This window comes from Methylophilus sp., assembly GCF_052173275.1.
Taxonomy (GTDB): domain Bacteria; phylum Pseudomonadota; class Gammaproteobacteria; order Burkholderiales; family Methylophilaceae; genus Methylophilus.
Genome location: NZ_JBQMUL010000001.1, coordinates 72,280 through 84,204 on the forward strand (window position 1 = coordinate 72,280; position 11,925 = coordinate 84,204).

Here is an 11,925-nt window from a genome sequence, read left to right on the forward strand (position 1 = left end):
TTGCGAATAGCGCGATGTAACTCTTGGAGAGATCAATGTCAGACTTCCCTAGCCATTTCGACTACAAAGGCATTCGCTTTAAAGTGCTGAAGCCATTCGCGGCGCAGCAATTCGTTTTATTTTTAATCCCTGAATCACTACCAGCATGGGCAGTCAATTTCAAGGACATTGCCTCATTTGTGAATTACGCTCGCACGCTTAAGCCTGGTAAATACAATTTTGACGCGTTTACGCTGAAGGAAATCCTAGAAAGAGAAATGAAGCTGCCGGCTGAATTGATGGCACTGGCTGAGCGTGATGGGGTTATCTACAAGGTTAACAATGCTTGGGTGTCGGAAAGTGAAACAAAACGCCTCATTTATTGGAAAAGTGATACAGAAAGTGATACAAACGCGACAGAAAACGCGTTAAGTGAAACAAAGCAGCAAGAAAGTGAAACACTTCGTTTGCACGAATTCGATGTGCCAGGGTTGTTTTGGGCTATCAACGTTGTGCGCGCGATGTGTAAATCGCATTTGATTTTTGAAGATATATCTCAGGCGGTCCGGTGGATTGAAAATAATAGCAATCAGAATGACAAGCTGATAAAAGTATTGTGCGAAGGTGGGTTTATTGACTCTGAAGATGATGTTCGCCCTGCCGTCATGGGCCAGTTATTAAAGCACCTCAATAACATGGGCATCGTAAGCCATAAACTAGAACGAGAGGATTTGATTGAGTCTGAATCGGGTGTCGATATCTCTGGTGGTGGCCTAACAATAGGCAAATCAGTAAAGTTCGGGGCTGTGTTGTATTCAGCTGGCCTAATTGCGACTACACCAGCTGAACTTAGGCACCTGGTAAGCTCAGATTTTGATAACTGGACATTAAAGGCTTCAATTATCAGTAAAGGCCGTGCGCCGACGTTACTTGAGTTGGACATGATTCAATGCTGTGCTATGGCGTGGGCTTGGGCTGCGGGTAAAAAACTAGGATTCCATGAACATGAAATTTTCGATGATGGAGATTTCGAGTTCAACGGCGTATTCATCAAAAAACAGCTGGCAACCAATTCGTTTGTTGGCATTTCAGAGCTTTCAAATCACGGGATGACAGATCGTGAGATATTCCCGTTGATGCATAAATGGCTTGTAGGCGCATCTACAGAGGATAAAGCAGCATGACCGGGCCTAACCTGATGGCGGTACGCCTTTTCCTATGTATGAGCATCACGGACGCTGCACGCTTTGTCGGTGAGGTAGCAGAGCGCAGCTGGAGAACATGGGAAAGTTTGCCAAATAAAGCGCCTGATGACGTTATAGCGAAGATCAATGCTTTGGTTGACTATCGGAACCAGATATATCGAGAATCGCTTGACTTGATTAAGGCTATGCCCGATGGTGATCCGAAGGTTTTCCCGCTGTACACGACCATAGAAGATTGGTTTCAACTACCAATGTCAGTACCTATCAAGTGGCGTGCGCATTGCAGCGCTATGGCAGCCCTGGTAATTGAATATAAAATAGAGTTAGTACGCTTTGACAACGATTATTTTAAGTTCTGGCTGGAAAACGCGGAAGATACACTGGATAAGCGCATGGAGTGGGCAAAAATGGCATATGCACAAGAGCAGCAAAGCATTGTCAGTAAAGCTTTAAAAGCTGGCTAGCACAATGAGGTCAGCATCCCGGTAGCGGCGGTAACCGCTAACAGGCCAACCTGGTCACTTGGGGCGATCCGCAGCCAAATAGCGGTATTTCGTAGATGCGAAAGATGTTTATTTCAATCTGAGAACTGAATGAATAAAAACCCTTTAAAGGGTTTTTTTCATTTCAGGAAAATGAGATCTGATTTAATCGAGGTTTGAAATATTTGAATCAAATTATCATTCACTTACGGTGATTTTTGATTGTTGGCCACAACCGTAGTTGCAGGTGGACGTATCGGCAGAATGGGTGCTTTGCTTTGCTACGATTGGACATATTCAATAAAGGTTAAGAAAATGTCTACACTTAAAAAATTCATGGTATTTGGGATCGTTCAAGGCGGTACGGAACGTGATGTACGCTTTGTTTCGATTGAGGTTGGTGAAGATAAGTCACAGCGCACAAAAATTTATGGTGCTGCACTGAAGGCAGCGCAGGACGCTAACTTTTTCCCAATCATTGCAGTATCTGAAGATGACCCAGGCTACAAGAAAGCGCGCGAAGCAAAAGTGCTTGTACATGTACACCGTGGGGCAGCTGAAACCTATGCTGACGAACACATACAGGTGGTTACATACGATGATGATAACCCACCTGAAGATCGTGAACTGATTCCAGTGAGCTTTAAGGCATTGATGGAAAGTGCTGGCATCAACGATTGTGTGTTCGAACCTGAAGCACCAGCGGAGGTTAATTAAATGTCAAAATATAGAGCGACCTTAACCCTGATCACAGAAGGCACACATACTTATGATTTTTGACTGCGTATGCAAGCCCCAAATGAAATTCCAAGCCCAGGTAAAAGCGAGATAACCGCCCCGCCCTATCAATCATCCGCAAGTATTCGATGTTTGATATAAATCGATGTTATTCCGCAACCCCGGCATTTTCGCGTAATCGAATAATGCGTATTAGCCATTACACTATATGGCACTCACAAACAGAATCGTAAGGGAAAATACTTGGCTACAACTACAGAATTATCATTGCTTCAGCTCTCCAAAATCTTTGATGCAATTACGCGTGACCTAGAGAGGCTTTTTCAAACAAACGATGAGGATAAGCTTGAGAAGAAATTTGGTTCGATAACATTACTGCATGAATCCCAGAAGGAAATATCAAAACATTTAGGCATGTTTCCGATTGAGAATGTGACTTGGTATCCTGGTCAGGTTAAGAAAATACGTGAAATTAGAATTTCACAAGGTTTGCCTGCGGAACCTACAGCGTTAGAAAGACTTGAATGGCTTGAGTGTTCTGGGTTGCCTTGAGTCTGGTCAAATCGGCAAATTATTAGTTGATTTTTGCGATAATCAGCTTATTAAAAAATCAGCAAGGTTTAAATGATAATGGAAAATCAGGCCAATCACATAGATATTATGCCTAAAGAACTGGTGCGTGGACGGACGTTTTTGGGTGTAATTGACGAGATAGTTCTACAGCAGAGAAACTGGAAATCAGGTGATAGCCCGTACACTGGAAAATCCGATCGCTACATCATGGGCTACCCCCTGCCACCATTCCAGAGGCCGATAAAATGGTCTGATGAACAATGCGTTAAACTGATCGACAATATATGGCGCAGAGCATCAATCGGTTCTTTTATGCTAAACGTAGTTGACGACCGCTCTAACCATCCATTTGATGGCTGGTTAATAGATGGACAGCAGCGACTATACGCAATTGAGCGTTACATGAATAATGAGTTTTCGACCAAAGATATCAAGGGGCGAGAAGTATTCTGGAAGAACTTACCAATAATAAGTCAGCGCAGATTCAGAAACACAAGCTTTCCAAGTGTTCACATCAATTCAACTAGCAAAGAAGAATTGGTCGAAATATACAACACGTTAAATTTTGGCGGTGTGCCGCACACTGAAGAAGATAGAGCAGTTATATAAATGGCAACCATTGAAGAGCTGGCAGAGAGGCTGAGAGCAGCAAACCCAGAAAATAACCCCATGAATTTGCAATGGATGGCTAAAATTTTCTGGCCGGATGCAGATTGGCTCAAACTTAAGTGTCGAAATGACGGCGCTCGCCGTGGTGCAGTGGTAGCTGGCGGTATGGCTGGAAAAATGGCTCAACGTGGCTTGCTTAGACGGCATTACGAAGAATTAATAAGAGGCCCGGTGCAATGGACTTGGATTGATCCGAGCAAAATTAAGAAATAATTTCAATAATAGAAAATTATGTCTACATACGAAAATTTGAATAAATTGATTATTGCCAGGTTGAGTGAACATGGTGCAATGAAACTAATTTTCCTGAATGCACAGGAGGTTAGAGTAGAGTGTGATCGCTTAATGTCTTCGACCGGGCGTGAAGCTTTCAGAATTATTGATGGTCAACTTCAAAAATTGAGGAAAGCTGGAAAGCTGGAATTTAATAGCAAAGATGGCTGGAAAATAAAGTCGCCCAGTGCTGGAAGTACGCAATAACGTATTAAGTGGTACTAATCCAACATTGAAATTTAGGAATCACATATCATGATCGCAGTGGTACACGACCAGGAACCAAAATGGATGCCAGCTGAAGCGTGCGCATTTTGCAAGAAGCCAACGAGATATTGGTTTGTTGAGAATGACGTTGCGGTGTGCCAGGACTGCGCTGAATGTCACACAGCAGATGAGGTGCCTTGCAAAAGAGATTGGATCAATAACAATTTGGAAGACGGTCAAACTAAATTACCGGCTGATTGGAAATGTAATGCTGATCGATTGAAAGAAAAGGCGCTGTTAAATAGTCATGCCTAATCGATTCAGAGACCGTACATTGAGAAATGAGTACGATGCGGCGATGTTTCAGTTCAATACTAAACATCCAAACCTATTCGCGCCTGATGGCACGGCCAAGAAGACGAGCAGCACGTTTGCAAGTTACTTTTGGAAGGGTTACGAAGGTCATCCTGGTTTGGGCATTGGCTTTGACCATGACAAAGAGAGCAGGACCACCCTAGCCTATGCATACTGGCGTGCAGGGCAAGATGCAGCATTGATAGATAAAGCAAAAAAATCTAAGACAGATCCAATTGTTGCGAATGGCAGATGGAATGAACCAGAGGGCATTAAGCGCGGAAAAATTAAGTGGCAAAGCCCGTTAAGCACTGGCGGCCTTAAAACCCACTTTGGGTTCATTGAAGGCAAAAACGTTGTTTCAATCAAGCACAACACGTTAAGCAAAGATTTTATCGTCAGCATTCCTGGATGGATGTGGGTTCCAAACAATGATGCACCAGACGGCAAATTAGGCATCAAGGAAAGTCCCGTGATCGCCTTTAAAGATATCAGGACGGCCAAACTAGCAGTTAATGAAGCATTTAAATTACTGCCTTAACTTGCAGTCGTACATTCACCAGACCCCGGCAATGACCGGGGTTTTTCATTCGGCAAAATCTAACAGGTGAATTGCTAATATGGTGACATACTTAATCAAGGTGAAAACCATGTCACAAGCAAATCAAGCAGCTCTTACAATCACTTTAGAAGCTACGGCGAGAATCTATGCTGCAAACCTGGCTAAAGGCCGCGTGGGTGTAAGCCCAGAACCAGTTGATTACCATTACCGATTCGCGGAAGCTGTAGTATTAAAGAATGCATACGCACTGGAACACCTGGCAAACGGACTGAACGAAACTGGGAAAAAAGTGTTTTCAAAAGTGACGGGGATTGCGTTGCCACGCACGCAGAAAGGCACATGGAGCGCATTAATGATGTGGGCAGGCATCAACCCCCTTCAGGATGCAGTAAATCGCACAGCAGGCCAAGCTGAACGTGAAAAACGTTTTCTGAAAGAGCGTGATGTCTTGGTAAGTGATTCAAGCTATCAAGAGCTTGATGACAAGATTAAAGAAGGCTTCCGAGAGATTAAATCTATCGCCGGCAACCGGATGTTAACCAATGGCACTATGGGGATTAATCTCAGCAAGCGAGGCTCAGCGATGCATCACCTCGTAGGTTATATCAATGCTCGAATTAATTATGAAAACGCTTTGGATGCTTTAGAGAGCGGAAACGCCCAAGAGCAAGAACTAAGTAAGGCTGCATGATCACTTTTCAGGAAAAAGTAAGGGACTGCCATTATTTCTTTAACTGTTGCCGTTGCGGTGGCAATGATGACGCAGGAAGCGACAGTAAATGCGGATGCCCCGAGTGTTTTGACTGTAAAGCATGCGAAAACTGCAAGAATGAAACTGGTGAGTGCGAAAACCTCAATTACAACCAGTAACAACACCGAGGGAACCATTTTAGTTTAAAAATCCACCAATGATATATAATTAATATATATATCAATGAAAGGTAAATGGTATGTCTAAAAACGCATTATTAGTTTCTTTTAAGGCAGATACACTTTCAACTGTTAGCAGAAGCACAGTAAAGAAAATGGTCAAATTGACTGGGGCCGGAAATGAAACTCAGTTAATCCACATGGCTTTGCGTGCTTATGCAGCTCTTGTATTGCCTGCGTATCCAGCAGACGATGGTTTGCCGACGCAAGCGCAAATGGATGCTATTGGAAGAATTACGCCACAAGACATCGAAACAACGACTCTGGCAACTTTATTCTAATATGGTTGAAAGACAAACTATTTGGTGGTCAATGCCTGCACCGGGAGATATTGTCTGGTGTCACTATCCTGAAGGTATGGATAGTGAGCCAGGCCCAAAACCTCGCCCGGTAATTGTAGTTACAGTTTCAAAAGATAATGATGGCAATATCTATGTAACCGTTGCTTATGGCACTAGCAAGAGAGTAGATGCTTTAATATCAGGTGAATTTAGTATCACGAAGTCAGATATTGGTTCATACACTACTGCGGGTCTTTCATACCCCACTAAATTTAGCTTTAGTCACATGAGAAAGCTGCCATTCAGTGACCTGTTTTTTAAACCACCGCCAGGAATGCCGTTTGGTAATAATCCAAAGCTTGGAACTGTGCATTCATCTTTGTACAAAAGAATGTCAGCTGCACATGCCGCAGTAAACACACCTGCAAAGTGATAAAAATCACTTATGTTGCATGAATATATCCGTAGTCTTTTAGATACTGCCGAAGGTAGAGAGCAGCTGACGGATGCATTAATGCGGATTGTTAAAATTTCTGATTCTACCCCCGTTATGCAATTTATAGATATTCGATTGATCGCATACAATGCGGGGCACCGCGTAGTGAATCGTAAACTTGATACAGATAAGCCAGTATCTTTAATCGAGGTAGATTTAAGCGGATTTAATTTGTACATTGTGCATGATGGAAATCATCGTATTGAACAAGCAAAAAAATCGCAAAGTAACATTAGCGCATTTATTTACAAATCTACACTGAGTAAATATTTTGTTTCGGCTGATGGCACTTATTTCACCAGAAACGTAAATGATCCACCATGGATTTTAAATGTTATTCCGGACTCACTTTCCAAAGTATTGGTTGCTCTAAATCTTTTACCAACACTAGACAAAAGAACATTCGTTACCTAATCGGCAAATCCGCTACCCCTATTTGCCATAATGAGGTCATTACATAAAGGTGATGACTCATGAATCAACTACAAAACGAATTAGCCCGGCGAGCGCAAGCAGGCCATTTCCCTGTGACTATTGAAAGCATGGAGCAGCAGCTAAACGCACTGGGCTACAAGCTTGACCGCAACATGGACTGCCACAGCAATAACCGTTGGATGAATGGTCCAAGCGCTGGTGAGTCATATCCGGCCATAAACACCAGAGTGAAAGAAATGGACACGGGCGTTTTGTACGGAAATATCAATGCTCGAAAAGATAGTAAATCTGAAGCCTTGGGGCGTTTGCTTAGTAGCGGCGAGTTATTTTCCGTTACAAAATCAGCTATCTTAGAAATTTAATCGGGGTAGAGATGGTAAATCCAGCATTGAAGCCTTTTGGTGAGCTTGCAGTCCATGAGGGCAAGCACTCAATGACGATTGATAAATTCAATCCGTATGCAAGTAGAGACTATACAAACGACATGGACAGGGGCTATTTTGATGCCATGTTATATGCAAACCCGGAGCAATGCGGATTGTCACTGGATTATTGCTTTATAGGCTGTCTGGATGCGCCTCAATTCATTCCGGCAGGCTCAAGCACGCGCATTACAACGATAGGCGGTTGGGAGCGTGAAGAGTATCGAAAACTTGACAGGGAATGCGATGACTATGGAGAGAGGACACAGGCTGAAGTGGCGGCCAGTGAAATGCTTAAAGAAATTCTGGCTGAAGTTGCAGATGAAGAGGCGCACGCAAAGGTTGTAGCCTAGTTCAATCGGCTAATTCCCTAACCCATTTTGGCATAATTTAGTCATTACCTAACTGGACTAAATCTTATGAACGCCGCGACACACAGCCCGATAGTAGCAAGAGCATTTGTACCAGATATCGCCACGAAAGAATTGGCGATGTCGCATAAAGCAAACGGTCGCAATATCGTTCTATCCTCGAATTTTTTGCGTATGTATGGCTTTGAGCCGGGCGTTAGGCACAGCGTTACCCCTCTTGATGGTGTGATGAGTGGTTTGGCACTGGAATGCACGCCTACTGGCAAACAGAAGGTTTACGAGCGCAGCTACACCTCACGCAGAAATAACGCTTTTGAAAGCCAGATCCACATTCAGGATCAATCAGTCATTAACCGGGCTATTCCGGGCTACACAGAGCGCCTGCATTTTGAAATTCGCCATGGCCGTATTCTGGTGCGTCCATTACGCAACGAAACATTTTCAATCCGTAAGAAACTATTCGAGTCGAAAGACCAGCTAAACGCATTCGTGGCGATGACTGGTGGTATCGATGTTCGATGCTTAATGGATTGCGGTTTCACCATTGATAGCGTGCTTGAGTACCGCCCACCTGAAGGGCGTGACACTGTGGACCTGTCTGAAACAGGTGTATTGAATGTGCTGGCAAACAGTGCGCCGCGCGTGCTGTACAACGAAGATATAAGCAAAATTTCAATGGCAACGGTAGACCGTCTGGTAAATGAAGGGCCGGTGATCAGCACGCTGCATATCTCGCTGCAATGCGATGATTTCTCAAACTGCAAGGCCAGCTCGCTGAAGGCTTTAGCACTGGAAGATTTAAGCACCAGCGCAGACCTTGTTTATGATGCATTACGACTGGTAGAAACGGTGCGCCCGGCGACTATCATCATGGAGCAAGTTGCAAACTTTTCTACATCAAATGAAGGTCGCTTATTCATTACCAAATTGCGTAAGTGGGGTTATCACGTTTCTGAATCAATTTGCAGCGCCCCGGAGTTTGGCGGCTATACCAAGCGCAAGCGTTATTACGTTGTGGCTTCGGTATGGCCGGGCTTTATAATGCCGGAAAGCGGCCATGGCAAAAATGAACCTCTTTGGAATGTGGTATCACGTCATTTGCAGGATTGCCGCGATGTGACGCATACCAATTCAGTACAAGAAGGCATCAAAACCAACAGAATAAGGCTTATCAAGAAGGATAGCGAATTAGCCCCTACTATTCTTAAGTCGCAGGATAGGCAAGCTAAAGATTCGGTTTATATTAATATCGATGACAGATTTTATTTACCATCGCTGCCATTGCTTGCAGCCTTGAATGGCATCCCGGCTGACTTTGATTTCAACAGTGTTGGAAGGTCTATCCAATCTGAGCAGATAGGTCAGTCAATCGAGGTGCCAATGCATGAAGCCATTTGCGGCGCGGTGCGCGACCATATCTTGAGCAACGTGGGTAAATTTTCCATGGTGAATATTAAACAAACTAACACTGGTAGCGGGGCTGAACATGTTTAATATGTTAGCTGTTCTTGTTTATCTTTTCTTCTCATATCGCTTTGGCTTTTATATGGCCGGGACCGTAGGGCTGGAAGCACATCATTTTTCACATCTTTCAGCTGCAAAGAACGTTTACTGCAACAGTATGATTTTTTTCATGATCGCCATTTGTGCGTCAACATCCGTGCTGGTGTCGCTAAATGAGATATTTATAAGTTGGAAATATAGATTAGATAGAGAGTTAGACCGATAAACGGGTAATCAGCACCCTACTTTTGGCATAATGAAGATATCAATGTTGATGGGCACATCATGAATTTATTAACGCCAATATACGAGCTAAAGCGGGATGGCAAAGTCATTAAAACAAGCATTGGCGACTTCTTTGATCGCTACGAGGTAAAAGTGCCCGTCAAAAATGGCTATGACTGCCGGCATTCCATTGTTCAGACCAATGGCAATTGGAAGGTTGTCACGCTGGATTACATGGCTAGGCCTGAATCAGAGTCCAAGACATTCAAAAACCACATCAAAGTTATCGAACATCTTTTCGCGCTGCGCCTGGCAGACATGGAAGAAATGTACATCGAAGGCTATTCGCCCAACTTCTACGAGAACGTGGATGATTTGGTGAGCTACGTTTTTTCTACATTCGATGAGTTCGAGCGCATTAACATCATCGAACAGAATATACAGAATCAGGAATTGCAGTGGCTTCTCATAAATGCTTATTGCAAGTTTATGCCAGTGGACACCCTTAAACTTGCACTGCAAGCGCACAAACAGCGTCAAATGCTGGTCGATGCCATGAACGTAGCGGAAAATAATGCCGCCACCCTAGCGCATCTTCGGGTACAGAGAATCTTTTTCAGTCATTTGCGGAAGCGTTTGGCCGTTTCCGATAATCAAATTCTTTTCGACGGCAAGGTGATCGACATTGTATACCCCAAACCAAACATGAAGGCTTCAGGGCCACTTTATGAAGCTGCATTGAATGCAGGATTGGCACCACAATCAGCAGAAGACATTTACAACATCGGATATCGGATGCTTGAACTAGATCACATGAGAGGGGAACACGCTACATCAGCGTAATAAGAAAAATCTATGCTAGATAAAAATACATCTATATACATCATTGATGATGAACACAGAATCTACCGCACGAAAGTAGGTATGTTTCTGGATATCAATGAAGTGAAAGTGCTGGTAAATGGTCAACTTCAATGCAGGCACTCCATCATTGAAAATGACGGGGAATGGTTTTTAACCCACAGAAATGGGGCAGGCAAGGTTGTCATGCAGTCTAAGGCAGTGACAACATATGAAATGGCGCAAGAGAAATTATTCAATGCGCGTTTAGAAGATATTGACGAACTATACATTGCAGGCCACCGCCCTACTTTTTATACGGACCTTGAAAGGCTTGTTGATTACATAGTTGTTGAATTCGACAAGCATACGCAATCTAAAGTGCTCACTATCCATTCAGGTGCATTTGGATATGACGTTGAACGACACATGGAATACAGACTGGGAGAGGCTCAACTTCAACACAACCTAGCCAATTATGAACAAACAATTCAACTCCAGGAAGCATTGAAAGAGCATGATGCTGAAATTGCAGGCGACCCAGTTAAAGAAGCGCCTATACTTGATCCCGAGTTGGTGTATCAATTTGACAAAACCAGAGCGCAACTATTTGTTGTTAAAGGCGAGCTATATTTTCAGGGGCTTCTTGTAAAGCTTGAATATCCCAAAGTGAGTAGTCAGCCTTCAGGACCACTGTTTCAACGCGGCCTAGACGCTGGAATGAGCGAAAATGAGGCAGGAAAACTGTATCACATGGGATATAAAGTGCTTGAATTGGCGATTACGCGGAACTAATGCTTGAATTTCAATCGGCAGGCCGCCAGCACCAATTTGGCATAATCAATGTGTTAGTCTGTCTAAGCCTTATGGAGATTACAAAATGTATTGCTTAGCTGTTGGGCCTTTGAAGTCAATTAATCAAATAAACGAGGGATAGCTATGGGATGGGTTTACACATGCTTTAACTGCGAGCAAACCAGCCCTGAAGCGACTAGCTCAGAACAATCTGATATCGATGCGACAAAAGCCGGATGGGTTATTGGACACATGGATGGGCAAGGCCATTTTGGGTGCGATGAATGCAAGGACATTTTGTTCGACCCTCTTCCAATTGTATTAAATCTTGAAGCGGCTCAAGCAAAGTTGGATGCAAGCCATGCCAGTCAGTGATAAAAGCATTAAGGATTTCCAAAAGGCTGTTACAGCGCTGAATAAAGTCATCTCTACCTGTAAAAAAGAGCAACCGGGATGTTTTGCATATCTTGATGGTAATGACAGCCTGCATCTGCTTGATGGCACAAAATCCATAGGAGATGTTGGCGATCAGGAAACAATCATTGTGTCGGCTAACCTTAATGCAGGTGGCGGTGACTGGTAATA

At 43.6% G+C, this 11,925-nt stretch carries 19 protein-coding genes; all 19 read left to right on the forward strand.

Annotation, left to right across the window (positions count from 1 at the left end; all coding sequences use genetic code 11):
* Positions 1 to 35 precede the first annotated feature (35 nt).
* Entirely contained in the window at positions 36 to 1,163 is a 1,128-nt protein-coding gene (locus ACTS9Y_RS00505; RefSeq protein ID WP_442584063.1) for a hypothetical protein, read from the forward strand.
* Positions 1,160 to 1,648, forward strand: a complete 489-nt coding sequence (locus ACTS9Y_RS00510) for an Aca2/YdiL-like domain-containing protein (protein WP_442584064.1) — start codon at positions 1,160 to 1,162, stop codon at positions 1,646 to 1,648. The genes ACTS9Y_RS00505 and ACTS9Y_RS00510 overlap by 4 nt, the downstream gene beginning before the upstream one ends.
* Before the next feature lie 333 nt (positions 1,649 to 1,981).
* Positions 1,982 to 2,383, forward strand: coding sequence for a hypothetical protein (locus tag ACTS9Y_RS00515; protein ID WP_442584065.1), 402 nt, complete (start codon positions 1,982 to 1,984; stop codon positions 2,381 to 2,383).
* 264 nt (positions 2,384 to 2,647) lie between these two features.
* Entirely contained in the window at positions 2,648 to 2,956 is a 309-nt protein-coding gene (locus ACTS9Y_RS00520) for a hypothetical protein (protein ID WP_442584066.1), read from the forward strand.
* A gap of 78 nt (positions 2,957 to 3,034) precedes the next feature.
* Positions 3,035 to 3,586 carry a DUF262 domain-containing protein gene (locus tag ACTS9Y_RS00525; protein WP_442584067.1) on the forward strand — a complete coding sequence of 184 codons (552 nt, stop codon included), beginning with the start codon at positions 3,035 to 3,037 and terminating at the stop codon, positions 3,584 to 3,586.
* Entirely contained in the window at positions 3,587 to 3,859 is a 273-nt protein-coding gene (locus ACTS9Y_RS00530) for a hypothetical protein (protein ID WP_442584068.1), read from the forward strand.
* An 18-nt stretch (positions 3,860 to 3,877) separates the two neighbouring features.
* On the forward strand, positions 3,878 to 4,126 hold the full coding sequence (locus ACTS9Y_RS00535; protein WP_442584069.1) for a hypothetical protein: 249 nt from the start codon (positions 3,878 to 3,880) through the stop codon (positions 4,124 to 4,126).
* A gap of 48 nt (positions 4,127 to 4,174) precedes the next feature.
* Positions 4,175 to 4,441, forward strand: coding sequence for a hypothetical protein (locus ACTS9Y_RS00540; protein WP_442584070.1), 267 nt, complete (start codon positions 4,175 to 4,177; stop codon positions 4,439 to 4,441).
* On the forward strand, positions 4,434 to 5,021 hold the full coding sequence (locus ACTS9Y_RS00545; RefSeq protein ID WP_442584071.1) for a hypothetical protein: 588 nt from the start codon (positions 4,434 to 4,436) through the stop codon (positions 5,019 to 5,021). Before ACTS9Y_RS00540 ends, ACTS9Y_RS00545 begins: the two co-directional genes overlap by 8 nt.
* Before the next feature lie 109 nt (positions 5,022 to 5,130).
* The gene (locus ACTS9Y_RS00550) at positions 5,131 to 5,733 is read left to right on the forward strand and encodes a hypothetical protein (RefSeq protein ID WP_442584072.1); all 603 of its coding nucleotides are present in this window, start codon (positions 5,131 to 5,133) and stop codon (positions 5,731 to 5,733) included.
* A gap of 259 nt (positions 5,734 to 5,992) precedes the next feature.
* Positions 5,993 to 6,253: a hypothetical protein gene (locus ACTS9Y_RS00555; RefSeq protein ID WP_442584073.1), complete on the forward strand. Its 261-nt coding sequence runs from the start codon at positions 5,993 to 5,995 to the stop codon at positions 6,251 to 6,253.
* A gap of 1 nt (position 6,254) precedes the next feature.
* Entirely contained in the window at positions 6,255 to 6,686 is a 432-nt protein-coding gene (locus tag ACTS9Y_RS00560) for a type II toxin-antitoxin system PemK/MazF family toxin (RefSeq protein WP_442584074.1), read from the forward strand.
* 12 nt (positions 6,687 to 6,698) lie between these two features.
* Positions 6,699 to 7,163 carry a hypothetical protein gene (locus ACTS9Y_RS00565; protein WP_442584075.1) on the forward strand — a complete coding sequence of 155 codons (465 nt, stop codon included), beginning with the start codon at positions 6,699 to 6,701 and terminating at the stop codon, positions 7,161 to 7,163.
* Between the two features lie 59 nt (positions 7,164 to 7,222).
* Entirely contained in the window at positions 7,223 to 7,546 is a 324-nt protein-coding gene (locus ACTS9Y_RS00570; protein WP_442584076.1) for a hypothetical protein, read from the forward strand.
* Between the two features lie 11 nt (positions 7,547 to 7,557).
* Entirely contained in the window at positions 7,558 to 7,959 is a 402-nt protein-coding gene (locus tag ACTS9Y_RS00575; RefSeq protein WP_442584077.1) for a hypothetical protein, read from the forward strand.
* A gap of 66 nt (positions 7,960 to 8,025) precedes the next feature.
* The gene (locus ACTS9Y_RS00580; RefSeq protein WP_442584078.1) at positions 8,026 to 9,471 is read left to right on the forward strand and encodes a DNA cytosine methyltransferase; all 1,446 of its coding nucleotides are present in this window, start codon (positions 8,026 to 8,028) and stop codon (positions 9,469 to 9,471) included.
* A gap of 294 nt (positions 9,472 to 9,765) precedes the next feature.
* Entirely contained in the window at positions 9,766 to 10,548 is a 783-nt protein-coding gene (locus tag ACTS9Y_RS00585) for a hypothetical protein (protein WP_442584079.1), read from the forward strand.
* Between the two features lie 12 nt (positions 10,549 to 10,560).
* A complete protein-coding gene (locus ACTS9Y_RS00590) occupies positions 10,561 to 11,340 on the forward strand; it encodes a hypothetical protein (protein WP_442584080.1) in 780 nt (259 codons plus the stop codon).
* A 352-nt stretch (positions 11,341 to 11,692) separates the two neighbouring features.
* Positions 11,693 to 11,923: a hypothetical protein gene (locus ACTS9Y_RS00595; RefSeq protein ID WP_442584081.1), complete on the forward strand. Its 231-nt coding sequence runs from the start codon at positions 11,693 to 11,695 to the stop codon at positions 11,921 to 11,923.
* Positions 11,924 to 11,925: the final 2 nt, after the last annotated feature.

Bases quoted from the DNA above. Each gene is read 5' to 3' on its own strand.
- ACTS9Y_RS00505 (WP_442584063.1), top strand. From the start codon at position 36: ATGTCAGACTTCCCTAGCCATTTCGACTACAAAGGCATTCGCTTTAAA.
- ACTS9Y_RS00510 (WP_442584064.1), top strand. From the start codon at position 1,160: ATGACCGGGCCTAACCTGATGGCGGTACGCCTTTTCCTATGTATGAGC.
- ACTS9Y_RS00515 (WP_442584065.1), top strand. From the start codon at position 1,982: ATGTCTACACTTAAAAAATTCATGGTATTTGGGATCGTTCAAGGCGGT.
- ACTS9Y_RS00525 (WP_442584067.1), top strand. From the start codon at position 3,035: ATGGAAAATCAGGCCAATCACATAGATATTATGCCTAAAGAACTGGTG.
- ACTS9Y_RS00530 (WP_442584068.1), top strand. From the start codon at position 3,587: ATGGCAACCATTGAAGAGCTGGCAGAGAGGCTGAGAGCAGCAAACCCA.
- ACTS9Y_RS00535 (WP_442584069.1), top strand. From the start codon at position 3,878: ATGTCTACATACGAAAATTTGAATAAATTGATTATTGCCAGGTTGAGT.
- ACTS9Y_RS00540 (WP_442584070.1), top strand. From the start codon at position 4,175: ATGATCGCAGTGGTACACGACCAGGAACCAAAATGGATGCCAGCTGAA.
- ACTS9Y_RS00545 (WP_442584071.1), top strand. From the start codon at position 4,434: ATGCCTAATCGATTCAGAGACCGTACATTGAGAAATGAGTACGATGCG.
- ACTS9Y_RS00550 (WP_442584072.1), top strand. From the start codon at position 5,131: ATGTCACAAGCAAATCAAGCAGCTCTTACAATCACTTTAGAAGCTACG.
- ACTS9Y_RS00555 (WP_442584073.1), top strand. From the start codon at position 5,993: ATGTCTAAAAACGCATTATTAGTTTCTTTTAAGGCAGATACACTTTCA.
- ACTS9Y_RS00560 (WP_442584074.1), top strand. From the start codon at position 6,255: ATGGTTGAAAGACAAACTATTTGGTGGTCAATGCCTGCACCGGGAGAT.
- ACTS9Y_RS00565 (WP_442584075.1), top strand. From the start codon at position 6,699: ATGTTGCATGAATATATCCGTAGTCTTTTAGATACTGCCGAAGGTAGA.
- ACTS9Y_RS00570 (WP_442584076.1), top strand. From the start codon at position 7,223: ATGAATCAACTACAAAACGAATTAGCCCGGCGAGCGCAAGCAGGCCAT.
- ACTS9Y_RS00575 (WP_442584077.1), top strand. From the start codon at position 7,558: ATGGTAAATCCAGCATTGAAGCCTTTTGGTGAGCTTGCAGTCCATGAG.
- ACTS9Y_RS00580 (WP_442584078.1), top strand. From the start codon at position 8,026: ATGAACGCCGCGACACACAGCCCGATAGTAGCAAGAGCATTTGTACCA.
- ACTS9Y_RS00585 (WP_442584079.1), top strand. From the start codon at position 9,766: ATGAATTTATTAACGCCAATATACGAGCTAAAGCGGGATGGCAAAGTC.
- ACTS9Y_RS00590 (WP_442584080.1), top strand. From the start codon at position 10,561: ATGCTAGATAAAAATACATCTATATACATCATTGATGATGAACACAGA.
- ACTS9Y_RS00595 (WP_442584081.1), top strand. From the start codon at position 11,693: ATGCAAGCCATGCCAGTCAGTGATAAAAGCATTAAGGATTTCCAAAAG.